The following is a 25,633-nucleotide window of genomic DNA, read 5'->3' as shown; positions in this document are numbered from 1 at the left end:
GGTTTCTCTCGTTGACACAGTCGGAGATGCCCGGCAGACACGAACTGGCGGGACAGCACGGGCAGTACCGCAGTAGCGGTTCTGACACACACCCATTCACCAGAGGACGGAGGGAGCAGACGCCATCAGGGTCGCCCGGCCGGAGAGCGTTCGGACCGGGTACCGCAAGGCCCCGGAACGGAAGGTGGTCCCCGGTCACGCATCAGCGATTCCCGTACTCCCTGCCCTCTCCCGGGCCGGGCGGCGGAAACAGAAGGTCGGCGCCGCAGTAGCGCCGGCAGATGGTGTTCAATTTCCCTCGGGGCCCTGGTGCTGTACGGCACCAGGGCCCCTCGACGCGTTGCAGAACGAGGTGACATGACAGCAGACAGTCCACTGAGCGATCGTCTGGATGACGACGACTACCCCGCATACACGATGGGCCGGGCCGCCGCGATGCTCGGCACCACCCCGGGTTTCCTCCGGGCCATCGGCGAGGCCCGGCTCATCACTCCGCTCCGCTCCGAGGGCGGACACCGGCGCTACTCCCGCTACCAGCTCCGGATCGCCGCTCGCGCCCGCGAGCTGGTCGACAGAGGGACCCCGGTCGAGGCCGCCTGCCGCATCGTCATCCTCGAGGACCAGCTCGAGGAAGCACAGCGCATCAACGCCGAGTACCGCCGCACGGCGAAGCAGGCATCGGACGGTTCCGGTTCCGCCTGAGTACGTCGGCCGAACCGGCCGGTGCACGCGATGGGATCACCGGGCCCTCCGGTCGGGCCCGGTCCCGCTCGTTCACGAACCGCGCGGGACCCTGGTACCCGAAACCCGCGGCGGAAAGCCGGGGCCCAGCGGCGCCGCGACCTCCTACGGGGCGTCGATCAGGTCCTGTGGCGGCAGTCGACGCGGCAGGCCACGAGATCAGCCAGCGGCGGTTCGTCGTCAATGCCGGAACGTTCGGCCGGCCCGTCCGGTGGTGCGAGCAATGGCTCGAATGCCGGTTCGCGGTGGAGGCCGGTCACTGCGACGGACAACTGCCGACGCGACATCGCCCGTGATCTGCTGGCCGACCTGCGTCGGCTGGACCGTCAGGTCAGGGACAACGAGGCCCAGAGGCGTGACGCTGTTGCTGCCGCACGGACCCGCCTGACGTCGTTGCCCAGACTGGGCACGGTGCTGGCCGCGAAGATCATTGGCCGCATCGGCGACAACAGCCGCTTCCCGACCGAGCACCACTTTGGCGGCTACGTCGGCACCGGACCCTGGATGCTTCCAGCGGCAAGAACATCCGACATCGCCTCAACACCAGAGGCAACAGGGCCCTCCACAGCGCCCTCCACATCATCGCCGTCTGCCAGATCCGTGACGGCGGCCGCGGTCAGGAGTACTACCTCCGCAAGATCGCTGAAGGGGGGTGGGTTTTTCGCCCCCTCCGCCCCCTCCCAGCCTTTCGGCTGCAGGTGGGTAGGGGCGCGGGGAACTGCGCATTCTTTTAGCGGGGGGTCTGGGGGGCGCAGCCCCCAGGGACGGGACGGGTAGGGGCGGAGGGGGCGAAAAACATTGTGGGGACCCTCCGTCGGGCTCCGAGCCGACGTCAGGCGGGCAGTGACGCATCGGGCGCCGGCAGGGAGCCCAGCGTCACGTCGGCCTCCGCCATCACCCGCCCGACCAGCTCCGCGCACGACGGCAGGTCCTCGATCACCCCCGCGACCTGCCCAGAGGCCATCACCCCCAGGTCCGTACGCCCGTCCACCATCGAGGACTTGAGCAGCATCGGCGTATTGGCGGCGAGCAGGACCTGGCTCCACGAGAGGTCCTTGCCGTGCTTCATGGCCAGGCCGTCACGGATCATCTGCGACCAGGAGAGGCCCGACATCCTCCGGAACCCGGCGGCTCGGCGAACGGCCCGCACGAGGGCGCTCGTACGGCCGGACCTCTCGAGGGAGTCGACGAGTTCGCTGCGCAGCATGCGGTGCGGGAGCCCGTCGACTGCCGTCGTGACCGTGATGTCCTTGACCGTCGCCGTCAGGTACTTCGCCTTCACCGCGTCCGGGACGGTCGAGTCGGAGGTCAGAAGGAAGCGCGTCCCCATCGCGATGCCCGCCGCGCCGTACGCCAGTGCCGCCACCAGCCCCCGGCCGTCGCAGAAGCCGCCCGCCGCCACGACCGGTATGTCGACCGCGTCCACCACCTGCGGCAACAGCACGGTCGTCGCCACCTCGCCGGTGTGCCCGCCGCCCTCGCCGCCCTGCACGATCACCGCGTCGGCACCCCAGGCGGCCACCTTCTCGGCGTGCCGGCGCGCCCCGATCGACGGGACGACGATCACACCCGCCTCCTTGAGCTCGGCGATCAGCTCGCGCGAGGGGGCGAGGGCGAAGGACGCGACCCGCACGCCCTCGTCGACGATGATCCGCACCCGGTCGCCCGCGTCCCCCGCGTCCGCGCGCAGATTCACGCCGAACGGCTCGTCCGTACGGGACTTGACCTCTCGTACGGCGTCCCGCAGCTGGTCGAGCGTCATCGTCGCGGAGGCCAGGATGCCCAGCGCGCCCGCGTTCGCCGTGGCGGAGACCAGGCGCGGGCCGGCCACCCAGCCCATGCCGGTCTGCACGATGGGGTGGCGGACGCCGACGAGCCGGGTCAGCGCGGTCTCCATCAGCGCCCGGCCCTGCCGCTGTCCGGGACCTCGCGATCCCGGGTGCCCTTCGGGTCGATGACCTCGCGGATCAACTCCAGCTCCTCCGGGGTCGGTTCCCGGGTGTACGGCACGTCGTCGGGGACGGTCAGCTCGAAGCCCGTCGCCTCCCTCACCAGCTCGACCGTGACGCCCGGGTGCAGCGAGGCGAGGCGCAGCGAGTGGTCGGGCGTCGCGAAGTCGAGGACGGCGAGGTCGGTCACCACGCGTGGGATGCGGTGGAAGCGCGTGGCGCTCGGCCCCGCGGCGGCGGCACGGTCGTACCCCACCCCGCACACCATGTCGACCCGCTCGACGAAGACACGCGGCGAGTGCTTCGGGATCCAGTAACTCGTGGGGTTGTTGAGCGTGTTGACCGGGGCGCCGCGTACGCCCAGCAACTGGCGCTTGGGCCTGGCCCAGTCGCCGATGCAGGAGATGTTCTGGTTGCCGAAGCGGTCGATCTGGCTCGCGCCCATCATCACGTGCCGGCGGCCGCCGGTGACCATCGTCAGATGCTGCCGGTACGGCAGCCAGCCTTCCGGTGTGCCGTCGAGGCCGACGAGCATCGCCTCGCCGTCGGTCAGCAGCAGGTCGGGCGAGAAGGTGCGCTTGGCGAGGCGGGCGCCGATGGACGGGATCACGCCCATCGGGCTGGCGAGCACCTCGCCGTTGCCCCGCCAGGTCTCGGCACAGGCGATCACGCAGTACTCGGCGCGAGACGCTTTCGCTCCGGTCTCCGCTCGGGTCGGCCTCACTGGTTCTGCTCCCTCTGCCAGGCCTGGACGGCGCTCCGGTAGGCGTGCTCGTCCCCGCTCAGGAACCGCTCGGCGAACTCGGCGTACGGCGTGGTGGCGTACAGCCTCTGGAAGTCCTCGTCGCGCCCGTAGTCGGGCACGCACGAGGTGAAGTGCGCGCCGTTCGGCGTCTCGACGACCCCCGTCACGCTCGACCGCTTGAGCAGCAGCGTCTGCGGCGCGGCCTCCTTGGTCAGCTCCGCCGTGCCAATGTTGTCGACGAGCTGCTCGCATGACACATACGCGGCGTCCGCCGCCTCGCAGAACAGGTCGTCGAAGTACGGGTCCGGACCCAGGTACTGACCGTTGCCGAGGCGGTCCGCGCGGTTCATGTGGACCAGGGCCGCGTCCAGGCGCAAGGCGGGCATGGCGACGAACTCCTCCCGTATTCCGGAGGACTCGTCGTCGTACGGCGAAGTGACCGTCCGCAGAGCGGGGTTGACCCGCATCACGTCCGAGCCGATGCCCGCCCGCACCGGCAGGAACGGCAGGCGGTTGGCGGCGGCGTGCAGCCCCCACATGAACATCGCCTCGTCGACCTCCATCAGCTCGAAGGCCCCGCTCTCGCGCGCCGCGCGGTAGTGCGGTTCGAGCGGGATCGAGTCGAGGGTCGTGAAGGCGGTGACGAGTTTCCGTATGCGTCCGGCGGCGGCCAGCAGGCCCACGTCGGGGCCGCCGTACGAGACGACGGTGAGATCGGTGATCTCGGTGCGGAGCAGTGCTCTCACCAGCGCCATCGGTTTGCGGCGCGAGCCCCAGCCACCGATGCCGAGGGTCATTCCGCTCTCCAGCCGGGCGACGGCTTCTTCGGCCGACATGGTCTTGCCGCTCACTGGGCGGCCTCCCTTCCGAAGGTGTCACGGACCCGGTCGGCCACTCCGTCGAGGTTCGCCTCGAAGGTGAAGCCCTGCTCGAAGCGGTAGTTGCGGCGTACGTCGACGGGATCGATGCCGTTGATCGCGGCCTTCGCGAGGCGGATGAGGCGACCGTCCTTGGCGGCTATCTCGCGCGCCAACTCCAGGGCGGCCGCGCGCAGTTCCTCGCGCGGCACGACCCTCCACACCGAGCCGTGCGCGTGCAGTTCGGCGGCGGTGGCGGTGCGCGAGGTGTAGTACAGGGCGCGCATCAGGTGCTGCGGGACAAGGCGGGCCAGATGCGTGGCCGCGCCGAGCGCTCCCCGGTCCAGCTCGGGCAGCCCGAAGGTCGCGTCCTCGCTCGCCACGATCGCGTCCGCGTTCCCCACGAGCCCGATCCCGCCGCCCAGGCAGAAGCCCTGCACCGCCGCGACGACGGGCACCTCGCACTCGTACACCGCGGCGAAGGCCTCGAAGCAGCCGCGGTTGGCGCCTATGAGCGCGCGATGCCCCTGCGTGTCGCGCTGCATCTCCTTGATGTCGACGCCCGCGTTGAAACCGCGCCCCTCGGCCGTCAGCACGACACAGCGGATCTCGGGGTCGCGGCCCGCCGCGCGGACGGCGTCGGCCAGGTCGAACCAGCCACGCACCGGAAGTGCGTTCACTGGCGGGAAGTCGACCGTGACGACGGAAATCCCCTTTTCCGGGGACGAGGTGGAGACACCCATGGGCGCATCAGCTACCTTTCCACCAAACGTTTGTTAGGCACAGTCTCGAAGCTAGCAGCGAATGCATTCGCGCGGGAGGCCCTGTGGACAACGTGGACACCATGGATCTCGGAGGCAGGACCGTCGTCGTCACCGGCGGCACCCGTGGGGTCGGGGCCGGGATCGCGCGGGCGTTCGCGCGGGCGGGCGCGCACGTCGTGGTCTGTGCGCGCAGGCCGCCCGAGGCGCCCCTGGAGGGAACCGACTTCGTGTCCGTCGATCTGCGCGACCCGGCCGCCGTGCACACCTTCTTCGAGTCGCTGCCGCGGCTCGACGTCCTGGTCAACAACGTCGGCGGCACGCCGTATCGGCCGCTGGCACAGGCGGATGCCGAGCGGCACGCGCGCGTGATCGAGCTCAATCTCACCGTCCCGCTGACCGCGTCGATCGCCGCGTACGAGCACCTCAAGCGGTCCAGGGGCTCGGTCGTGATGATCGGCAGTGTGAGCGGGACGCGACCGTCACCCGGCTCTGCGGCCTATGGGGCGGCCAAGGCGGGCCTGGAGAACCTGGCCCGTTCGATGGCCGTCGAATGGGCCCCCGACATCAGGGTCAACACGCTGGTCGTCGGCATGGTCCGCACCGAGCTGGCGCACCTGCACTACGGCGGCGAGGACGGCATCGCCGCCGTCGCGCGCACCGTCCCGCTGGGCCGTCTCGCCCAGCCGTCCGACGTCGGCGAGGCCGCCGTCTTTCTCGCCTCGGACGCCGCCGCCTACATCAGCGGAGCCTCGCTGCTCGTCCACGGAGGCGGGGAGCTGCCCGCCTTCCTCGATGCCGCAACTGCCAACAAGGAGAAGTGAGATGAGCGCACCGCTGCTGTGCGAGGGGCGCGTCGTGATCGTCACGGGCGCGGGCCGTGGACTCGGCCGGGCGCACGCGCTCGCGTACGCCGCCGAGGGCGCGCGCGTCGTCGTCAACGACCTCGGGGTCGGCCTCGACGGCATGCCGGGACCGGACAGCCCCGCCCGGCAGGTCGCCGACGAGATCCGTGCGGCGGGCGGCGAAGCCGTGGCCCACGGCGGCGACATCGCGACGACCGAGGGCGCCGCGTCGCTCATCCGCACCGCCCTGGAGACGTACGGACGCCTCGACACGCTCGTCAACAACGCCGGCTTCCTGCGCGACCGGATGCTCGTCAACCTCGACGAGGACGACTGGGACGCCGTGCTGCGCGTCCATCTGAAGGGCCACTTCCTGCCGCTCAAGCACGCGGCGGCGCACTGGCGGGCGGCGGCGAAGGCAGGGCGTACGCCGGTGGCCCGGGTCGTCAACACCAGCAGCGGGGCGGGGTTGTTGGGGTCGGTCGGGCAGGGCAACTACAGCGCCGCGAAGGCCGGGATCGTCGGGCTGACGCTCGTCGCCGCCGCCGAGATGGGGCGGTACGGCGTCCAGGTCAACGCGATCGCTCCCGCGGCCCGCACCCGGATGACCGAGCGGACCTTCGCGGAGGCCATGGCGACGCCCGGCGCCGGTTTCGACGCCATGGCACCCGAGAACGTCTCGCCGCTGGTGGTCTGGCTGGGGTCGGCCGCGAGCGCGGGCGTCACCGGACGGGTCTTCGAGACCGAGGGCGGGCGGATCACCGTCATGGAGGGCTGGCGACCGGGCCCTACCGTGGACAAGGGCGCGCGGTGGACGCCGTCGGAGGTGGGCGAGGCGACGCTGAAGCTGATCGCGGAGGCGGAGGTTCCGGGTGCGGTGTACGGGGCGCAGTAGCGCGATCGGCGTACGACACCCGGGAGTTCAGGCCCTGGCACCGGCGCCGGGATCGCCCGGGCCGCGGCCCCGGCTGGGAAGGACTGGCTACCGCTTTGCCGGAAGCCAGGGCGTGAGACCTCAGATGTGACCCCTGCTCCCTGAGTTCGGACTCCTGAGAGCTGGGGATTTCGCCCGGGGCGCATCCGGGGGTGCGGGGGCCGGAAGGCCGTTGCCCGTCTAACGGGAGAGGCGGGCGGCGGCCTTCCGCTGTTGTACGGACATGACGGACAGGAAGCGGATCACGGTCTCCAGCTCGTCCGTGCTGAACTCCTCGCAGGCCTCGACGACATCGCGCGCCCAGTCGTCGAAGAACACGGCCAGCTCGGCGATCTTCTCCTGGTTCAGCTCGACGACCACCCGGCGCTTGTCGGTCGGGTGCTTGACCCTGCGGACGAAGCCCCTGCCCTCCAGACGGTCGACCAGGCCGGTAACGGACGCGGGGGCCAGGCCCGTGCGTTCGGCCAGATCCTTCGCGGTCAGCGGGCCGAACCGCTGGAGCAGATCGAGGGTCTTGCTCTCGGTGGCGCTCAGGCCCTGCTTGGCGGCGACCGCCGAATGGAACATCACCGTGACGCCACTGTGCTCGCGGCCCACGGTCATGAGCTGATCCAGCGTCTTGGCCCGCCTGTCGTCGGCGGCTCCGTCGCCCCTGTCGCCCTTGGCGTCCTTGTCTCCGCTGCTCATGGGTTCAGGCTAACAAATATTTCGTTCGTCCGAACTAAGGACTTGCGATCACGGTGGTGTCGATGCAAGTCTTTCGTTAGTTCGAACGAAATAAATGCCGAGCCAATGAATCCGGAGCAACGGGAGACGTCATGTCCACGAGCCTCACAGCAGCACCCCCCTCACCCCTCGCGGAGCCGTATCCGCGCCGCTGGGCCGCCGCCGTCGTGATGATGGTCGCGGCGCTGATGGACCTGCTGGACGTGACGATCGTGAACGTCGCGATCCCGTCCATAGGTCGTGACCTGCACGCCTCGCAGAGCGCCCTGCAGTGGCTGGTCTCCGCGTATCTGCTGGGCTTCGCCGCGACCCTGATCATTTCCGGGCATCTCGGGGACCGCTTCGGGCGCCGCTTCCTCTTCCTCGCCGGCACGGCGGGCTTCGGGCTCGCGAGTCTCGGATGCGGGATCGCCCAGTCGCCGGGACAGCTGATCGTCGCGCGGGCGGTGCAGGGCGTGATGGCGGCGGTGCTGATGCCGCAGGTGCTCGGCTCGTTCCGCACGCTCTTCCAGGGCAAGGAGCGCGGAGCCGCCTTCGGGATGTACGGCGCCGTCGCCGGGTTCGCCTCCGCGGTCGGGCTGCTGCTCGGCGGGGTGCTCACCGACGCGGATCTGTTCGGGTGGGGCTGGCGGTCCGTGTTCCTGGTGAACGTGCCGGTCGCCATCTGCACGTTCATGGCGGGACTCGTCCTCGTCCCGGCCACGCGTGAGCGGTCCGCCGGGCGGCCCGACGTGCTCGGCAGCGTGCTTCTCGCCGGCGGGCTCGTCGCGATCGTCCTCCCGCTGGTGCAAGGGCGTGACAACGGGTGGCCGCTGTGGGGATGGATCTGCCTCGCCGGTGGAGTGCTCGTGGTGAGTGGGCTCGGGGTGTACGAGGCGCGTCGGCGCGGATCGGTGACGGTGCCGCTGCTGCCCTCCCGCGCCTTCCGGCTCCCCGCGTTCTCGGTGGGCGTCCTGGTCCAACTCGTCTTCTCCGTCGGGATGCAGGGCTTCTTCCTGATCTTCGCGATCTGGCTGCAGGGCAGCGAGGGCTACACCCCGACCCAGGCGGGCGTGCTGACCGTGGCCTTCTCGGTCGGCGGCTTCCTCACCGCGCCCGCGGCGGACGGGCTGGCCGTGCGGTTCGGGCGGCTGGTGCTGGGGGCGGGGGCGCTGCTGATGGCCGGGGGCTTCGGGTGGATCTGGGCGGCGGTCGAGGACTCCTCCGCCGCGCACACCGGGGCGTGGCCGTTGGTGCCGGGGCTGGCGCTCGCGGGGGCGGGCCTGGGGTTCCTGGTGGTTCCGCTGGTGAATGTGGTGCTGTCCGCGGTGCCCGGTGAGCTCGCGGGCGGGGCGTCCGGGATCTTTTCCACGGCTCAGCAGTTCGGTGGCGCTGTGGGGGCCGCGGTGATCGGGAGCGTCTTCTTCGGGCATGCGTCGGGTGGGCTGACGGGGGCGTTGACCTCGGCGATGCCTTGGGTGATGGGCGGGTTCGTGCTCTGCGCGGCGCTGTGTGTGGCGTTGCCGCGGCGGGCGGTGGCTGAGCATCAGGGGTGAACGGTGGGGGTGGGGGTGGGGTGGGCTTTTCGCCCCCTCCGCCCTTACCCGTCCCGTACCTGGGGGCTCCGCCCTCAGGCCCCCGCCCCTCAAGCGCCGGATGGGCTGAAGTCAGCCGGTCCGGCGCTTGAGGACGAGGCCGTTCGGGCCGATGGGGGCCTGGGGGCGGAGCCCCCAAGTGACGGGAATGGGTAGGGGCGGAGGGGGCGAAAGAATCCGTGAGGCGCCCCCGCTCAGGGAGCCGCCCCGCTCAAGGAGCCGCCCCCACTCAGGGAGTTGCCCCCGCTCAGGGAGTTGCCCCCAAGGCAGTCTCCAGAAGCGCCGCTGTCTCGGCGTGCCCCGTCTGCTGGTCGTCGGCGGCGAACGGGTGGCCCTCCGCGTCGAGGAGTTGGACCTCGACGATGATGCCGTCCTCCGCCGGATAGCGGTGGGCCACGGACGGGTGACCGGGGCCGTGGGTCCGGGCCAGGCCCGCGCGGAGTTCGGCCTCCACGTCCAGGGACAGCCACCGACGGGCTTCGACGAGAGCCTCGGCGACCGCGTGTGCTCCGTACGCGAGAAGGACTCGCGCGCACCCCGGCGAGCCGCGGTGCGCGGCCGCCACGAGCGGTGGCTCGCCGGTCGGGCCGGGCCGGTTCGGGTCCGCACCGGCCGCGAGGAGGGCCTCCGCCACCGCGGTGTGGCCTCGCCGCAGCGCCCACGTCAGGGCCGTGAAGCCGAACGCCTCCACCGTGTCCGGGCCGGCCCCGGCCGCGAGCAGCGCGCGCACCACCGACGTATGGCCGCCGCAGGCCGCACCGCACAGCGGAGCGTCCGTACCCTGGCTGAGCCGGTCGGGGGCGGCGCCGGCCGCCAACAGCAGTCGTACGATGCCGGGTTGGTCGCTCACCGCGGCCAGATACAGCGCCGTCTGGCCGTCCCCGTCCGCCGACTCAGGGCTCACGCCGGAGCGCAGCAGCCGTACGACCGCGTCCTCGTCACCCTCGTACACAGCGGTGAAGAGGCGCGCCGCGGCGTCGTTCGTGCTCATCCTTCGACCCTCGCTCGCGAAGGACACGCGAGGCAAAGGCTTTTGGGGTGTTCTGTCTCACCTCTTATGCCTCACCTCTCATCCTTCACCTCTCACCTCTTACGCCTCACCGCTTACGTGTCGCACTCCAGCACCGTCCGGCACAGCGCGCAGCGTGCCCGTACCCGGCCGCGCACCGGCACCCTGATCCGCTGGTGGCAGGTCGGGCAGGGGAACGACACGCTCAGGGGGCCGCGGGTGTCCGGGGTGAAGGCGTAGGGGGCGCCGGGGTGGGAGCCGGGGGCGTGGTGGTCCTGGGCGTGGCGGCGGTCCTTCGCGTAGCGGCGACGGCCCGCCCAGCCGGCGGCGGTCAGCGGGGGCTGCTGTTCGTCGCGGCGGGCCTGCGCCATGCCCTTGGTGTACGCGGTGTATGCCTGCGGGCTGGTGAACCAGATCGCGGGGTCCTCGCCGAAGACGAGGGCGCGTTTGGCGAGGACGTAGCCGAACTCCTCGGGGGTGAGGTAGCCGAGCTTCTGCGAGGACGCCGCGTCCTCGCGGTAGGCGTCAAGGAGGAGCCAGCCGGCGCCGAGGTAGGTCGCGGCCGTGTCCGTGAGGATCTCGGTGTCGCGGGTGCCGGAGAAGGAGAGGTCGAGGCGGTGCAGATAGACGTGCATCACCTCGTGGGCGAGGGCTGCGCCGATGTCTCGGCGGTGGGTACGGAAGCGTTCGTTGAGTTCGATGAAGTACTCGGGGCCCGCGGCGAGTTCGACGTTCGCCGCGTGGGTCATCTCGCGGAAGCCGATGATCATCCGGGCGTCCGGCAGCCGGTAGTGCCGCACCATCTCGCGGGCCACGCGCTGCGCGCCCAGATGCAGGTCGTCGGTGTCGGCGAAGGCCACGTCGGCGGGGGCCACGCTGGTCGCGAAGGTGTGGATGGTGTCGTACGAGAGCCGCTTGTAGAGCGCGGTGATCGACGCCCGCACCGTGTCCAGATGCGGGAAGCCGTGCTCGACGGGTCCGCCGTTCGCCACGTCCGCACCCCCTGAAGACGTCAGCACTGGATTCCACTCTAAGCGGGCTTTCTCCCGGCGGCGGGGGTGCGCGAGCGCGCTGAGCGGTGTCTGGCCGGAATGCGGTCCTTGCCCGGGCTGCGTGGCGGTCCCCATAATCCGCACCAGCTTGGCAGGGGCATGCCATGGCATCTCTGCATGCCCTTCGCCTCGCGTTCAACCCCCCACGAAAGGAAGCGCGTTGAAGTCTCTCAAGAAATTCAGCTTCATAAGAAGAGCGCTCGCCGTCGCCGCGGTCACGCTCGCCGCGGTGTCTCTCCAGCCGCTGTCCGCGCAGGCCGCGCCCGCGCCCGTCGTCGGCGGGACCCGGGCCGCGCAGGGCGAGTTCCCGTTCATGGTGCGGCTGTCCATGGGCTGTGGCGGCGCCCTCTACACCAAGAGCATCGTCCTGACCGCCGCGCACTGTGTGGACGGCTCGGGCACCAACACCTCCATCACCGCCACCGCCGGCGTCGTCGACCTGCAGAGCAGCAGCGCGATCAAGGTCAAGTCGACCAAGGTGCTCCAGGCGCCCGGCTACAACGGCAAGGGCAAGGACTGGGCCCTCATCAAGCTCGCCAAGCCGATCGAGCAGCCCACCCTGAAGATCGCCACCACCACCGCGTACAACAACGGCAACTTCACCGTCGCCGGCTGGGGCGCCACCCGCGAGGGCGGCGGTCAGCAGCGCTACCTGCGCAAGGCCACCGTTCCCTTCGTCGACGACGCCACCTGCCAGCAGGCGTACGGCAGTGATCTGGTCCCCGGTGACGAGATCTGCGCCGGATTCGTCCAGCAGGGTGGCGTCGACACCTGCCAGGGCGACTCCGGCGGGCCCATGTTCCGCAAGGACAACACGGGTGCCTACATCCAGGTCGGGATCGTCAGCTGGGGCCAGGGCTGCGCCGAGCCCGGTTACCCCGGCGTCTACAGCGAGGTCTCGACGTTCGCGGCCGACATAGCCCGGGCGGCGTCCGGCCTGTGAGGGCCGGGGCCGTCGCCTCGTACGCATGACGGTGCGGGCGCCCGCGACCCCGGTTGCGGGCGCCCCGCTGCGCCGGTCCCATGGAGGAGAGAGCCCGTTTCCGGGTCCCGTTTCCGGAGCCCGTTTCGGGAGCCCGTCTCGGGATTGTGTTTCGGCTCTCTCGGAGGGCTCTCCGAGTCTTTACGAGACTTGAGGACAGGCAGGCACATGGCGATCACGGTGGTCATCGCGGACGACCAGGAGATGGTCCGCATCGGCTTCCGCATGATCCTGGAGAGCCAGTCCGACATCGAGGTCGTCGACGACGTGGTGGACGGCGGGGCCGCGCTCGCGTCGGTCGCCGCGCACGACCCGGACGTTCTCCTGCTCGACATCCGGATGCCCGGCCTTGACGGCCTGGAAGTGACCCGGCGCCTTGCGGCCACCGGCGCCGAACGCCCCCGTATCGTCATCTGCACCACCTTCGACCTCGACGAATACGTGTTCGCGGCGCTGCACGGCGGGGCCAGCGGCTTCCTCCTCAAGGACGCCAGCCCGGCCATGCTGGTCGAAGCGGTGCGGGCCGCGGCCGTCGGTGACGCCCGCGTCTCACCCGCGATCACCGTACGACTCCTGCGCGAACTGACTCCGGCCACTCGCACGCCGCCCCGCGTCCCCCGAGAACCCCTCACCGGCCGCGAGGAGGACGTGGTCCGGGGCCTCGCCCGCGGCCTCACCAACGCCGAGATCGCCACCGGCCTCTCCGTCTCCCTCTCCACCGTCAAGTCCCACCTCGGCCACGTCCAGTCCAAGCTCGACGCCCGCAACCGGGTGGAGATCGCGGCCTGGGCCTGGGAAAGCGGGCTCACCGCCCGGGGCTCGTGAGGGGCGCGGCGGAGGGGGAGGAAAGAGGAGCCGGCGGACGCCCTGGCGGGCAGGCGCGGGTGGGCGCGGGCGCCGGGTCCGGCGGGGATGACATCGCGCCTGCCGGGCGCGAGGCTTCGGATGCCGGCGGGGCGGGCGAGTCCCCGACCGGGGTGCCCGGGGGCACACCGACACCGGCACGAACCGGCGGAGACCTCGGCCCGAATCCAGGCTCTGGTGCCGGCCCCGGGTCCGATCCGGGTTCCGATTCCGGGTCCGATGCGAGCCCTGGCCCCGGCCCCGATGCGGGCCCCGATCCCGGCTCCGGATCCGGTTCTGGTCCCGATCCCGGCGCGGGTCCTGGTCCAGGACCCGCCCCCAGTCCTCTTCCGGGCCCCGATCCGGGTGCCGGTGCGGGTCCAGGTGCCGGTCCCGATCTCGGTGCCGGTCCAGGGCCCCGTCCCGATCCCGGCTCCGGATCCGGTTCTGGTCCCGATCCCGGCGCGGGTCCTGGTCCAGGACCCTCCTCCAGTCCCCTTCCGGGCCCCGATCCGGATCCCGGTTCCGGTCCGGATTCGGGCTCCGACTCCGGCCCCGACTCGGTCCCCGATCCCGATCCCGGTCCCGATCCCCGCACCGCGTGTGATCCCGGCCCCGGTCCCGGCCCCGGCCCGAACCTCGATCCCTCCGCATCCCCCGGATCCCCCGCACCCGCCCTCATCGCCCGTCTGGCCCGTTCCCTCCAGCTGCACCCCGCCGTCGCGACGGCCGCCAAGTTCGTGCTCGCCGGGGTGTTGATCCTGCTCGTGACGTACGAGGGGGTCGCGCTGGCGCGGCAGCCCACTGGGCCGCATGTCGTGGTGTGGGGCGCGGGCATCGTGGTGTGTCTGTGTGCGGTGCCGTGGAGGAGGGTGCCCCGGGATGTGCGGGCCTGGGTCGCGGTGGGGGTGTCCTGGGCGGTGACTCTGTATCTGCTGATCATCGACCGGCCGCTGGTCGTGTGGGGGATGGGCGAGGCCGTCGCCCTGCTGGTGCTGCTCACCGGCGTACTGCTGCACGCGCCCGCCCGGCGTGCCGCCGTGCTCGGGCCGCTGCTGGCGATCGCCTGCGTGGCGGCACCGGTACGGGACGCGAATCCGGGCCGCTTCACGCTCCTGTTCGCCGTGCTCACCGTCGTCGTCACCGCGTTCTCGCTGCTGCTGCGCGCCCAGAACGCGCAGCGCGTCCGCGACCTCGAGGCCGTACGCACCGCCGAACGTCTCGAACTCGCCAGGGAACTCCATGATTTGGTCGCCCATCTCGTCACCGGCATCGTCGTCCAGGCTCGCGCCGCCGCGTTCACCGGTGCCCAGCCAGCTGGAGAATCCCGGGGAAGCCGTCCCGGCCAGGGGCCCGGCCCGTCGGGCGGCGACAACGGGATGCCGGGTTCCCCGGGTAGACACCGCACCCCGGCCGACGCCGAACGGGACGCCGACGCCTTCGAACGGATCGCCGCGGCGGGCGACGAGGCGCTCGGCGCGATGCGCCGTCTCGTGCGCGTCCTGCGCGAGGAGCGGGCGCCGACCGCGCCCCTCGCGGGCCTCGACGAGATCCGCGAACTCGCCGACGCCTTCTCGCGCATCGGCCCGCCCGCTGTCATGTACGTCGAACCGGGCCTGCCCGAGGACCTCCCCGCCGACCTCGCGGCCGCCGCCCACCGCATCGTGCGCGAGTCCCTCACCAACATCCGCAAACACGCGGCGGAGGCCACAGCCGTACGCATCGCCCTGCGCACCGTCCCCACCGGCCTGGAGGTACGTGTCGCCGACGACGGCACCAAGGCGCTCCCCGGCCTCCCCGGCAGCGGCTTCGGTCTCGTCGGCCTCACCGAACGCGTCACCGCCCTCGGTGGCACCCTCACCGCCGGCCCCGCACCGGAGGGCGGCTGGCAGGTCCGCGCGGTGCTGCCGTACGAGAAGACCGGCGGGCGATGACGCGGTGGCGTCCGGCGGCGGGAGTGCGCTCGGCCGTGGCCATGTCAGCCGGCGGAATCGTGCTCGGCTGCGGTGCGCGTACGGCGGCGGAATTGCCCTCGGCCGTGGCTCGTGTCCAGCGGCGGAATTGCCCTCGGCGGTGGCGTCCGGCGGCGGGAGTGCGCTCGGCCGTGGCCATGTCCGCCGGCGGAATTGTGCTCGGTTGCGGTGCGCGTCCGGCGGCGGAATTGCCCTCGGCCGTGGCTCGTGTCCAGCGGCGGAATTGCCCTCGGCGGTCGCCCCGGGACGCTGGCATACTGCGCGCCATGACCACCGAAGAGCACCGCGCCGCCACCCTCCGGCAGCCGCCCGTCCCCGGATCGTTGGAGGTCGGCGGCAAGGACCGCGCCCTGGAGCGGCGGCTCGACGACGAGCTCACCGCGTTCAACGCGGACGCCACCGGTGCCGGTGCGCCCGCGCCGCTCTCGGTCCGGGTGACCGACACCGCGGGCGAACTCGTCGGCGGGCTCACCGCCTGGGTCTGGGGCAGTTGCTGCGCGATCGACATGCTCTGGGTGCGTGCGGACCAGCGGCACGCGGGCTGGGGGAGCAAGCTGCTCCGGGCGAGCGAGGAGGAGGCCGCCCGGCGCGGCTGCGCCGAGATGATCGTCTCGTCGTTCACCTTCCAGGCCCCCGACTTCTACCGCGGGCACGGCTACCGTGAGACGGGCCGCACGGAGGGCATTCCGGGCGGGCATCAGGACGTGCACTTCCACAAGGTGCTGAAGGCGGCGGACCGTTAGACCGGCAGCCCGTTAGTCCAACTCCTCTCCCTGCTTTGTCCATGGGCACGTTCGCCCCACCCGGCGCAGGCTGACGGCACGGAACGCCGCCCCCAGGAGGAGTGCCTTGCAGCCCTCAGCCATGCCTTCACACGCCCTGCCCTCGGACTCGTTCGCCCCCAGCCGCCGCGCCGTCGTCGCGGCGGGCGCCGCCGCCGGAATCGGGGCCGCACTCGGCATACCGGGTACGGCCTCCGCCGAGGCGGTCACCTCCGACGAGGACCTCGTCATCCGCTCCCGCGCCCTCGAGGTCCGCGTCGCCGCCGCCTTCCCGCGGATCGTCTCGTACACCGACCGCGTCACCGGCGCCGTCCTGCACGGCCAGGAGGACGAGGTCACCTCCGTCCTCGTCGACGGCACCGAGCGCACCCCGACGGTCACCGCCACGGCGGGCGACACCGCGGTCGCCTACCGGCTCGCCATCGACGGCGGCACCACGATCGACGTCGAGATCGCGGTGACGGATCGTCAAGTGACCTGGCGCGTCACGGAGATCGCGGACACCGCGGCCCTCCCCGTCGGAACCCTCCGCATCCCCGGCCTCGCCCTGCTCTCCGTCCGCAGCGACCAGCCGGGCGCCCAACTCCTCGCCGCCCGCGTCCGGTTGGACAAGTCCCAGAGCGGAGACACCCTGCTCACCCCGACCGCCGACAGCCCGACGGACGCCGCCACCGGATGCGCGTACGCCGTGGTCGCGCACCACGGACTCGCGGCCGCCGTGGAGACCAACACGGTCTATGACAAGCCCGACAGCACCAGCTCGTGGGAGAACGGCAGGCTGTGGCGGCAGACCGTCCGCAAGGACGGCTATGTCAAGGCGCAGCTCGTGCCCGGCCAGTGGACTCACCGCGCGGCGACCGCCGGCGACACCGAGCCCCTCCCGTACGCCACGGTCATCGTCACCGGCGACCGCAACGGCGACGGCGTGATCGACTGGCAGGACGCGGCGATCGCCTTCCGCGACATCATGATCACCCCGCTCGGCGCCGACGAGACGTATCTGCGCGTCGTCCCGCACATCCCCTTCAACTTCGCCTCGCAGGCCACCAATCCGTTCCTCGCCACGCTCGACAACGTCAAGCGGATCTCCCTGGCGACCGACGGACTGCGGCAGTTCACCCTCCTCAAGGGCTACCAGTCCGAGGGCCACGACTCCGCGCACCCCGACTACGCGGGCAACTACAACGAGCGCGCGGGCGGACTCGACGACCTCAACACCCTGGTCGGCGAGGGCAGGAAGTGGAACAGCGACTTCGCCGTCCACGTCAACGCCACCGAGTCCTACCCCGTCGCCCACGCCTTCTCCGAGACCCTCGTCGACAAGACCAACCAGCAGTGGGACTGGCTGGACCAGTCCTACCGGATCGACCAGCGCCGCGACCTCGTCTCCGGCGACATCGTCAGACGCTTCGCGGATCTGCGAGCCGACGCGCACCCCGCCCTCAACTCCCTCTACATCGACGTCTTCCGCGAGTCCGGCTGGACCTCCGACCGCCTCCAGCACGCCCTGCGCGACCAGGGCTGGCACGTCACCTCCGAGTGGGGCCACGGCCTGGAGCGCTCCTCCCTGTGGTCGCACTGGGCGACCGAGACGGACTACGGCCCCGACACCTCCCGCGGCATCAACTCGCGGCTCATCCGTTTCATCCGCAATCACCAGAAGGACGTCTTCGCCGACAAGTGGCCCACCCTGCTGGGCATCGCCCGCATGGGCAACTTCGAGGGCTGGACCGGCAAGACCGACTGGACCTACTTCTACGACCTGATCTGGACCCACTCGCTGCCCGCCAAGTACCTTCAGGCGAACCCGATCAGGACGTGGAGCGAGCACGAGATCACCTTCGAGGGGTCCACTTCCGTCTCCGACGCCGACGGCACCCGCCGCATCACCACCGACGGACGGCTCGTCTACGACGGCGGCAGCTACCTCCTGCCCTGGGAGCCGAAGAGACCCACGAAGCTCTACCACTACAACCCCGAAGGCGGCAGCAGCAGCTGGCGGCTCCCGCGCGCGTGGGAGAGCCTGTCCCGGGTCGCCCTGTACCGGCTCACCGACCAGGGCCGGGTGTTCCTGAAGTACGTCCCCGTACGCGCCGGCAGGATCACCCTCGACGCCACGGCCAAGCAGCCCTACGTCCTCTACCGCACCCGCGTCTCCGACACCCCCGACCCCGCCTGGGGTCAGGCCACTGCGCTCCACGACCCCGGCTTCAACTCCGGCTCCCTGAAGGGCTGGACGGTCAGCGGGCCCGCCTCCGTCGAGCTCAGCGGACTCGGCGACTACGAGCTGGTGATCGCCTCCGGTGGCGCCTCCACCGTCTCCCAGCGGCTCACCCGCCTGAAGCCCGGCCCGTACGCCGCCTCCGTCCAGGTCGAGGTCGGCGAGAGCGCGGACGACACCCGCAAGGCGTCCCTCCAGGTTCGTACCGCCGACGGTGTCACGGCCGCCAACTGGACCGAGACGTCCACCGCGGGCAACTACGTCGCAGCCGACCGCAAGCACGGCACCCGCTTCCAGCGGCTGTTCACCTACTTCACCGTGCCCGAGGGCGGCGGCCGGGTCGACCTGACCCTGCGCGCCGTCGCCGGGCACGCGCGCGTGCGGTTCGACAACGTGCGGGTCGTGCCGGCACGCCGTACGGCGAAGCAGGGCACCCTCGTCTTCGAGGACTTCGAGAACGTCCCCCAGGGCTGGGGACCCTTCGTCAAGGGCGACGCGGGCGGTGCCACCGACCCGCGCACCCACATCGCCCAGCGGCACGCGCCGTTCACCCAGCGCGGCTGGAACGGCAAGGCGATCGACGACGTCATCGACGGCTCCCAGTCGCTGAAGTCGCGCGGGGAGAACGACGGCCTGGTCTACCGGACCGTGCCGCACTCGGTCCGGTTCGAGCCGGGCAGGCGCTACCGGGTCACCTTCCGCTACGAGAACGAGAAGGCCGGGCAGTACGCCTGGATCACCGCCGTCGACCGAGGGTCGGCGACGAGCGGGATCGACCGTACCGACCTGCCCGTCGCCACCGAACCGGCCGAACTCGCCTACGAGTTCACCGCGCCCTCCGACGGCGAGGCCTGGGTCGGACTGCGCAAGACCGGGGACGACGGCACGGCGGAGTTCTCCCTGGACTCCTTCGAGGTCACCGAGGTCTCCTGAGCCACCGGAGCCTCCTGAAGCTCCAGCACCCACACCTCGTTGACGCCCTCGCGCAGGACAGGGCCAGGGACGTACAGCGAACGCTGTGGACCCACGGACCAGTAGCGTCCGAGACCGAACCCGTTGATCCACACGAACCCCCGGGTCCAGCCCGGGAGTTCGAGGAGGGCGTCCCCGGCGCCGCGCACCTCGACGGTGCCGCGGTACAGGCCGGGGGCACTGTCCTCGGGGAGTTCCCGGAAGCGCACACCCCCGATGTCGTCCAGGGCGTCGAGGCGCAGCCCCCGCGCCCGCACTCCGTGCAGATACTGCCGCTCGTGCAGCACGCCCCCCGTGATGCCCTTCGGCTCGCCGGTGCGCGGCCCGTAGTTGACCCTCCCCAGGGACTCCACCCACAGCTCCACGCGCGCGTGCCCCACGACGGGCTCCTTGAGCTGCGGCTCGTCCTCGGTGAGCACCCCGGCCCGCACGCCGTCGACGTACACCACCGCGAGGTCCCGCAGCCCACGCAGGGTCAATGGGTAGGGCTGCCGGGGGCCGGGTACGGTCACCTCGTATTTGACCAGCCCCCGGTCCACGTCCAGTTCCTCGAAGGTCGGCGGCACGGGGTATTCGCCCCCGGGGCCGCCCAGCGTCTCCAGTACGGCGTCCAGGGAGGCCCATTCCCGAAGGCCGACCGGCGCGGGCGCCCCGAGGCGTGCGGGCGGCGGCGGTACGTCGGGCAGCGGCCCGTCCGCGTACTCGGCGAGGATCTCCCGGAAGCGCCAGAACTTCTCGGTGGGGCGCCCGAGCTCGTCGATCGGCGCGTCGTAGTCGTACGAGGTGACGTCCGGCTCCAGCGGGCCCTCGTGCAGATCGCCGCCGCCCCGGTTGGCGCCCGCCCAGCCGGCGAAGTTGGTGCCCCCGTGAGCCATGTAGACGTTGACCGACGCCCCGCACTCCAGGATCTCCCGCAGCGCGTCCGCCGCGTCCCCTGGATCGCGTACGACGTGGTCGGCGCCCCAGTGGTCGAACCAGCCGCACCAGAATTCCATGCACATCAGCGGGCCCTCGGGCCGGTGCCGGCGCACCGTCTCGAAGGCCACGCGCGCGTGGGAGCCGAAATTGGCGGTCGCCAGGATGCCGGGGATCGAACCGCCGGTGAGCATGTGGTCCTCGGGGCCGTCCGAGGTGAACAGCGGAACGCTCACGCCTTCGGCGCGCAGCAACTCGGCCAGCCGGCGCAGATACACCTGGTCGGAGCCGTAGCTGCCGTACTCGTTCTCGACCTGCACCATCAGCACAGGGCCGCCGCGGTCGATCTGCCGCGGCACGACCTCGCCCAGCAGATGGTGGAACCAGCGCTCCACATGCCCCAGATACTCGGCGTCCCGCGTCCGGATCCGCCCCGTCAGCCAGTGCGGCAGCCCGCCGTTGTCCCACTCCGCGCAGATGTACGGCCCGGGGCGCACGATCGCCCACAGCCCGGCCTCGTGGGCCGCGTCCAGGAAGCGGCCCAGCTGCCGGCAGTCCCGGAAGTCGCCGGGGCGCGGCTCGTGGAGATTCCACGGAACGTACGTCTCCACACAGTTGAGCCCCATCGCCCGCAGCATCCCCAGCCGGTGCGCCCACTGCTCCTCGTGCACCCGGAAGTAGTGCAGTGCGCCGGACAGCAGCCGCACCGGGTGTCCGTCCAGCAGAAAATCCGTGTCCCCCACCGTGAACTCGCTCATGGGCACACGATCACCCCCTGGCGGCGGCCGCGTCCATGGACAAAGATCAGCGCTGATTGGACGCACGAGACGCGTACGGGCACGCAGTGAAGTTCACGCGGGGAGACACGCCGGAGTCGCCGAGCCGGGCGGGAGGAAAGCGGATGTACCACACCTGGATGCGTTACTTCACCCCCGCTCCTGCCCATCACCGGCTCGGCCTCGCCTGCCTCGGCGTCGGCCTCCAGCACGGCGAGCTGCCCGTCGTCGGACCACGCACCCTCGACCACCACGTCGCCGTCGTGATCAGCGCGGGCAGCGGCTGGTACCGGACCCCCGACGGACAGCGCCATCCCGTCACCGCGCCCGCCCTGATCTGGCTCACCCCCGGCGTACCGCACCACTACGGGCCCGACCCGAGCTGGGACGAGTGCTTCGTCGACTTCACCGGGCCCGCGACAGCGACGTACACCGAACTCGGCTACATCGAACCGGACCGGCCCGTCGTGCCCCTCGCCGACGCGGGCGCCGCCCGAGGAGTCGCCGGCCGCATCGCCCGCGCCGCCCGCCGCGGCAACCCCCTCCTGGAGGTCGAGACGGGCGCCGCCGTCCACGAACTCCTCGTCGCCCTGCGCCGCGCCCGTGCCGACCTCGCCCCCGACGGCGACGAGGTCCTGCAGGCCCTCGCCCGCGACGCCTTCCAGCCGCTGTCCGTCGCCGAACACGCGGCCCGGCACGGGATGACCCCCGCCGAACTGCGCACCGCCGTACGCCGCGGCGCCGGATGCAGCCCCAAGGACTATCTCCTCGGCATCCGCCTGGGCCGCGCCAAGGAACTCCTCGCCGCCACCGAGCTCCCGGTCGCCGCAGTCGCCCGCCGCGTCGGCTACGACGATCCCGCCTACTTCTCGCGCCTGTTCACCCGCCGTGTCGGCATGGCACCCGTCCGCTTCCGCGAGCAGCAGGGCCGAACCGTCCCCGGCGGCTGGAGCAACCGGATACCGGACCCGGACGATCCGCCCATGATCGAGCGGGTGCACGCCCCGTAGGGATCCATGATCGAGCCCCTGTACCGCCACGTAGGGTTGGACCCCATGACGACGAGCAACACCAACGAAGCGACCGGCGGCGGAAACGGCCAGGCCGACCCCGCGGTCCGCGCCGAACTCGCCCGGCTGCGCGACAGCATCGACAACATCGACGCCGCCGTCGTGCACATGCTCGCCGAGCGCTTCAAGTGCACCCAGCAGGTCGGCCACCTCAAGGCCGCACACCAGCTGCCGCCCGCCGACCCGTCACGCGAGGCCCACCAGATCGCCCGGCTGCGCCGGCTCGCCGAGAACGCCAAGCTGGATCCGGCCTTCGCCGAAAAATTGCTGAATTTCATCATCGCCGAGGTCATCCGCCACCACGAGCGCATCGCGGACGACGCGGGCAACGGTACGGCCGACGAGGGGGAGTGACACAGGGCCGTCGGGGCGGGCATGCTGCGTGAGCACTCTTCGCCGGGCACTCGCCGCCGGCACTTCCCGCCACAACCACGGGCGCATGTCGTGAGTCGGTACGGGCATAAGCTGGTATGTCCAAACGAGGGGACGTCGGGCCATGCCGTCGGATGCCAAGATCCTCATCGTGGACGATCATGAGGACACGCTGTACGCCCTGGAGAGCGCCCTGGCCCCGCTCGGCTGCCAGGTGTCCCGGGCGACCAGCGGCGACGAAGCGCTCAAGGAAGTCCTGCGCGGCCAGGTCGGACTGCTCCTCCTCGACGTGCGCATGCCCGGCGTCAGCGGCCTGGACGTCGTGCGCTGCATGCGGCGCGTGGAGCAGACCCAGCACATCCCCGTCATCCTGCTCACCGGCTTCGGCCCGGACACCGAACTCGCCTCCATCGCCTTCGGCCTCGGCGTTGCCGACCTCGTCATGAAACCCGTCGACCCCTGGGCGCTGCGCACCAAGGTCCGCTACCTGTACGACATCCACCGGCGCAACCGGGCCCTCGAACGGGAGTTGCGCGAACTGCGCGCCCAGGCCAAGGCGCACATGCCGCCCGTCCCCGGCCCCGGCCTGCAGCACCCGGACACCCGGGTCCCCGGCCGGCGCGAGGTCCGCAACAAGAAGCTGGAGCAGGACCGCACTCCGTAGCCGACGCGTGCCTGACCCCGCGGCCACGACGAGTGCCTGACTTCGCGGCCAAGACGTGTGCCTGACCCCGCGGCCACGACGAGTGCCTGACTTCGCGGCCAAGACGTGTGCCTGACCCCGCGGCCACGACGCGGGCCTGCTCCCGCAGCCGCAGTGGGACATAACATGCATATCGGGCCGCCTCTGTGCCCTGTCAGCAGCATCAGGCAGCATGGCCCCATGTCCGTACTGACGCGCGACGAAGCGCAGACCCGTGCCAAGCTCCTCGACGTCCACCACTACGGGATCGAACTCGATCTGACCCGCGGGGACGAGACCTTCGACTCCCTGACCGTCATCCGGTTCACCGTCCGCGCCGACGCGGACACCTTCGTCGAGCTGAAGCCCGCCGAGCTGCGCTCCGTCACCCTCGACGGGCAGCCCCTCGACCCCGAGACCCTTGTCGAGAACCGGCTGCCGCTCAAGGGACTGACCGCCGGCGAGCACGAGCTGCGCGTCGACGCCGCCATGCGCTACTCCCGCACCGGCGAGGGCATGCACCGCTTCACCGACCCCACCGACGGCGAGACCTACCTCTACACCCAGCTGTTCATGGAAGACGTCCAGCGTGTCTTCGCCGCCTTCGACCAGCCCGACCTGAAGGCAGTCTTCGACCTGTCCGTCACCGCCCCCGACGGCTGGACCGTCCTCGCCAACGGCGTCACCGAGCACCTCGGGGAGGGCCGCTGGAAGGCCGCGCCCACCCCGCTGATCTCCACCTACCTGGTCGCCGTCGCCGCGGGACCCTGGCACTCCGTTCGCACCGAACACCGCGGCCTGCCCTTCGGCATCCACTGCCGCCGCTCCCTGGCCCCCCACATGGACGCCGACGCCGACGAGATCCTCGACGTCACCCGCGGCTGCTTCGACCGCTACCACGAGAAGTTCGACGAGCCCTACCCCTTCGACTCCTACGACCAGGCGTTCGTCCCCGAGTTCAACGCCGGCGCCATGGAGAACCCCGGGCTCGTCACCTTCCGTGACGAGTTCATCTACCGCTCCGCCGTCACCGACACCGAGCGGCAGACCCGCGCCATGGTCATCGCCCACGAAATGGCCCACATGTGGTTCGGCGACCTCGTCACCCTGCGCTGGTGGGACGACATCTGGCTGAACGAGTCCTTCGCCGAGTACATGGGCTACCAGACCCTCACCGAAGCCAGCCTCGGCGGGACTCCCCCCAGAGAGTGGGGCACCGACACCTGGACCGACTTCGGCGTCGCCCGCAAGTCCTGGGGCTACGACGCGGACCAGCGCCCCTCCACCCACCCCGTCGCCCCCGACCCGGACGCCGTCCCCGACACCGCGTCCGCCATGCTCAACTTCGACGGCATCTCCTACGCCAAGGGCGCCTCCGCCCTGCGCCAACTGGTGGCCTGGCTCGGCGAGAAGGACTTCCTCGCCGGCATCAACACCCACTTCGCCCGCCACAAGTTCGCCAACGCCACCCTCGCCGACTTCATCGACAACCTCGCCTCCGCCACCGAACGCGATGTGCACGCCTGGGCCGACGCCTGGCTGCGCACCACCGGCGTCGACACCCTCACCCCCACGATCACCGCGGCCGCGGACGGCACGCACACCCTCACCGTGCGGCACGACGGCAGCCGCCCGCACCGCATCGCCGTCGGCCTCTACGACCAGGACCTCACCGGCGAGGGCCGCCTCACCCTGCGCGAGCGCCTCGACGTCGACGTCCCGCAGGCCGAGCCGACGGCGATCGGCAAGCGCCCCGCCCTGCTCCTCCTCAACGACGGCGACCTGTCCTACGCGAAGGTCCGCTTCGACCCCGCGTCCTTCGCGACCGTCCACGCGGCCCTCTCCGGCCTGCCCGACCCGCTCACCCGAGCCGTCGTCTGGAACGCCCTGCGCGACGCCGTACGCGACGGGGAACTGCCCGCGATGGCCTACATCGACGCCGCCCGCGCCCACCTCCCGCACGAGACCGACCTCGCTCTCGTCCAAGGCGTCCTGTCTTTCGCGGCCGCCCACGTCGCCGACCGCTACCTGGCCCCCGAGGACCGCCCCGCCGCCCTCGCCACCCTCACCGCCCTGTGCCGCGACCTCATCCGCCGCACCGAGGACGGCTCCCACCCCGGCCTGCGCCTCACCGCCGTACGCCACTTCATCGACGTCGCCGCCCACCCCGACACCATCAGCGCGTGGTTCTCCGAAGGCACCGTTCCCGGCGGTCCCGAGCTCGACCCCGAGCTGCGCTGGCGCATCCTCGGGCGGCTCGCCGTCCTCGGCGCCGTCGACGACGCCGTCATCGACGCCGAACTCGTCCAGGACCCCAGCGCCACCGGCCAGGAAGGCGCCGCACGCTGCCATGCCGCGCTGCCCGACCCCGAGGCCAAGCGGACGGCATGGGAGGCGATGTTCTCCACCGACGACCTCTCCAACTACCTCTTCACCGCCACCGCCCAGGGCTTCTGGCAGCCCGAACAGGCCGACCTCGTCCGCGAGTACGTCAAGCGGTACTGGCCCGACGCCGTGGCCGTCGCCGCCCGTCGCGGCCCCGCCATCGCCGAGGCCGCGGGCCGCTGGGCCTTCCCCGTCCACGCCATCTCCGCCGAGACCCTCGCCCTCGGCGAGGCCTGCCTCCGCGACGCCGACCCCCTCCCGGCACTGCGCCGCAAGCTCGCCGACCAACTGGACGACCTGGCAAGGGCGTTGCGGGTACGCGAGGCGTAAGGTCTTCGCCCCCTCCGCCCCTGCCCGTCCCGATCGCGGAGTTCCCCGCGCCCCCCAGGAGCGCGGGGAACTGCGCGCCAAACCCCCACCGCCCCGCACCCCAAAACACCCCAAAGGGGGTCTTGGGGCGGAGCCCC

22 protein-coding genes are annotated in these 25,633 nt (G+C 71.5%); 14 read left to right on the top strand and 8 right to left on the bottom strand.

All coding sequences use genetic code 11. The features are described from left to right. The first annotated feature begins 357 nt into the window (after positions 1-357). Both ACZ4RZ_RS09590 and ACZ4RZ_RS09585 read left to right on the top strand, forming a co-directional pair. On the top strand, positions 358-702 hold the full coding sequence (locus ACZ4RZ_RS09590) for a MerR family transcriptional regulator (protein WP_467743414.1): 345 nt from the start codon (positions 358-360) through the stop codon (positions 700-702). A gap of 30 nt (positions 703-732) precedes the next feature. Continuing rightward, positions 733-1,518, top strand: a complete 786-nt coding sequence (locus tag ACZ4RZ_RS09585) for a transposase (RefSeq protein ID WP_467743413.1) — start codon at positions 733-735, stop codon at positions 1,516-1,518. A gap of 55 nt (positions 1,519-1,573) precedes the next feature. Here ACZ4RZ_RS09585 and ACZ4RZ_RS09580 read toward each other — a convergent pair whose 3' ends face one another. Genes ACZ4RZ_RS09580 through ACZ4RZ_RS09565 form a run of 4 tightly spaced genes read right to left on the bottom strand, consistent with a single transcriptional unit; the run spans position 1,574 to position 5,035 of the window. After that, entirely contained in the window at positions 1,574-2,638 is a 1,065-nt protein-coding gene (locus ACZ4RZ_RS09580) for an NAD(P)H-dependent flavin oxidoreductase (protein WP_467743412.1), read from the bottom strand. Beyond that, positions 2,638-3,414 (bottom strand): CoA-transferase subunit beta, encoded by a 777-nt coding sequence (locus ACZ4RZ_RS09575; RefSeq protein WP_467743411.1) that lies wholly within the window; start codon positions 3,412-3,414, stop codon positions 2,638-2,640. The genes ACZ4RZ_RS09580 and ACZ4RZ_RS09575 overlap by 1 nt, the downstream gene beginning before the upstream one ends. After that, positions 3,411-4,286, bottom strand: a complete 876-nt coding sequence (locus ACZ4RZ_RS09570; protein ID WP_467743410.1) for a CoA transferase subunit A — start codon at positions 4,284-4,286, stop codon at positions 3,411-3,413. Before ACZ4RZ_RS09570 ends, ACZ4RZ_RS09575 begins: the two co-directional genes overlap by 4 nt. Then, on the bottom strand, positions 4,283-5,035 hold the full coding sequence (locus ACZ4RZ_RS09565; RefSeq protein WP_467743409.1) for an enoyl-CoA hydratase family protein: 753 nt from the start codon (positions 5,033-5,035) through the stop codon (positions 4,283-4,285). The genes ACZ4RZ_RS09570 and ACZ4RZ_RS09565 overlap by 4 nt, the downstream gene beginning before the upstream one ends. Positions 5,036-5,136: 101 nt before the next feature. On the opposite strand from ACZ4RZ_RS09565, the gene ACZ4RZ_RS09560 reads away from it, so the two are divergent. Both ACZ4RZ_RS09560 and ACZ4RZ_RS09555 read left to right on the top strand, forming a co-directional pair. Next, a complete protein-coding gene (locus ACZ4RZ_RS09560) occupies positions 5,137-5,877 on the top strand; it encodes an SDR family oxidoreductase (protein ID WP_467743677.1) in 741 nt (246 codons plus the stop codon). A 1-nt stretch (position 5,878) separates the two neighbouring features. Continuing rightward, a complete protein-coding gene (locus ACZ4RZ_RS09555) occupies positions 5,879-6,793 on the top strand; it encodes an SDR family oxidoreductase (RefSeq protein ID WP_467743408.1) in 915 nt (304 codons plus the stop codon). Positions 6,794-7,012: 219 nt separating this feature from the next. On the opposite strand, the gene ACZ4RZ_RS09550 is transcribed toward ACZ4RZ_RS09555, so the two are convergent. After that, positions 7,013-7,519: a MarR family winged helix-turn-helix transcriptional regulator gene (locus ACZ4RZ_RS09550; RefSeq protein WP_467743407.1), complete on the bottom strand. Its 507-nt coding sequence runs from the start codon at positions 7,517-7,519 to the stop codon at positions 7,013-7,015. A gap of 131 nt (positions 7,520-7,650) precedes the next feature. Here ACZ4RZ_RS09550 and ACZ4RZ_RS09545 point away from each other — a divergent pair, with 131 nt between their 5' ends. Continuing rightward, on the top strand, positions 7,651-9,093 hold the full coding sequence (locus tag ACZ4RZ_RS09545) for an MFS transporter (protein ID WP_467743406.1): 1,443 nt from the start codon (positions 7,651-7,653) through the stop codon (positions 9,091-9,093). Between the two features lie 286 nt (positions 9,094-9,379). Here the strand turns inward: ACZ4RZ_RS09545 and ACZ4RZ_RS09540 are convergent, their stop codons facing one another. Next, positions 9,380-10,123, bottom strand: coding sequence for an ankyrin repeat domain-containing protein (locus tag ACZ4RZ_RS09540; protein ID WP_467743405.1), 744 nt, complete (start codon positions 10,121-10,123; stop codon positions 9,380-9,382). Between the two features lie 113 nt (positions 10,124-10,236). Further along, positions 10,237-11,133: a hypothetical protein gene (locus tag ACZ4RZ_RS09535; protein ID WP_467743404.1), complete on the bottom strand. Its 897-nt coding sequence runs from the start codon at positions 11,131-11,133 to the stop codon at positions 10,237-10,239. A gap of 220 nt (positions 11,134-11,353) precedes the next feature. On the opposite strand from ACZ4RZ_RS09535, the gene ACZ4RZ_RS09530 reads away from it, so the two are divergent. The 5 genes from ACZ4RZ_RS09530 to ACZ4RZ_RS09510 all read left to right on the top strand — a co-directional run bounded on the left by ACZ4RZ_RS09530 (position 11,354) and on the right by ACZ4RZ_RS09510 (position 18,927). Continuing rightward, complete coding sequence (locus ACZ4RZ_RS09530) at positions 11,354-12,136, top strand: S1 family peptidase (RefSeq protein ID WP_467743403.1); 783 nt, start codon at positions 11,354-11,356, stop codon at positions 12,134-12,136. Positions 12,137-12,343: 207 nt separating this feature from the next. Beyond that, on the top strand, positions 12,344-13,000 hold the full coding sequence (locus tag ACZ4RZ_RS09525; RefSeq protein WP_467743402.1) for a response regulator: 657 nt from the start codon (positions 12,344-12,346) through the stop codon (positions 12,998-13,000). Positions 13,001-13,770: 770 nt separating this feature from the next. After that, positions 13,771-14,952 (top strand): sensor histidine kinase, encoded by a 1,182-nt coding sequence (locus tag ACZ4RZ_RS09520; protein WP_467743401.1) that lies wholly within the window; start codon positions 13,771-13,773, stop codon positions 14,950-14,952. Between the two features lie 305 nt (positions 14,953-15,257). Beyond that, the gene (locus ACZ4RZ_RS09515) at positions 15,258-15,734 is read left to right on the top strand and encodes a GNAT family N-acetyltransferase (RefSeq protein WP_467743400.1); all 477 of its coding nucleotides are present in this window, start codon (positions 15,258-15,260) and stop codon (positions 15,732-15,734) included. A 121-nt stretch (positions 15,735-15,855) separates the two neighbouring features. Then, positions 15,856-18,927, top strand: a complete 3,072-nt coding sequence (locus ACZ4RZ_RS09510) for an endo-alpha-N-acetylgalactosaminidase family protein (RefSeq protein ID WP_467743399.1) — start codon at positions 15,856-15,858, stop codon at positions 18,925-18,927. Here ACZ4RZ_RS09510 and ACZ4RZ_RS09505 read toward each other — a convergent pair. Continuing rightward, positions 18,813-20,639, bottom strand: a complete 1,827-nt coding sequence (locus ACZ4RZ_RS09505) for a glycoside hydrolase family 35 protein (RefSeq protein ID WP_467743398.1) — start codon at positions 20,637-20,639, stop codon at positions 18,813-18,815. The two genes, ACZ4RZ_RS09510 and ACZ4RZ_RS09505, sit on opposite strands and share 115 nt — an antisense overlap. Positions 20,640-20,782: 143 nt before the next feature. Here ACZ4RZ_RS09505 and ACZ4RZ_RS09500 point away from each other — a divergent pair, with 143 nt between their 5' ends. The 4 genes from ACZ4RZ_RS09500 (at position 20,783) to pepN (ending at position 25,496) form a co-directional block, all read left to right on the top strand. Further along, complete coding sequence (locus ACZ4RZ_RS09500; RefSeq protein ID WP_467743397.1) at positions 20,783-21,667, top strand: helix-turn-helix domain-containing protein; 885 nt, start codon at positions 20,783-20,785, stop codon at positions 21,665-21,667. A gap of 45 nt (positions 21,668-21,712) precedes the next feature. Continuing rightward, complete coding sequence (locus tag ACZ4RZ_RS09495) at positions 21,713-22,081, top strand: chorismate mutase (RefSeq protein ID WP_467743396.1); 369 nt, start codon at positions 21,713-21,715, stop codon at positions 22,079-22,081. Between the two features lie 142 nt (positions 22,082-22,223). Further along, positions 22,224-22,763, top strand: a complete 540-nt coding sequence (locus ACZ4RZ_RS09490; RefSeq protein ID WP_467743395.1) for a response regulator — start codon at positions 22,224-22,226, stop codon at positions 22,761-22,763. A gap of 219 nt (positions 22,764-22,982) precedes the next feature. Continuing rightward, positions 22,983-25,496 carry an aminopeptidase N gene (gene pepN / locus ACZ4RZ_RS09485; protein ID WP_467743394.1) on the top strand — a complete coding sequence of 838 codons (2,514 nt, stop codon included), beginning with the start codon at positions 22,983-22,985 and terminating at the stop codon, positions 25,494-25,496. Positions 25,497-25,633: the final 137 nt, after the last annotated feature.

It is taken from the genome of Streptomyces sp. NPDC027189 (assembly GCF_055566975.1).
This window is presented reverse-complemented; position numbering and strand designations above follow the sequence as displayed.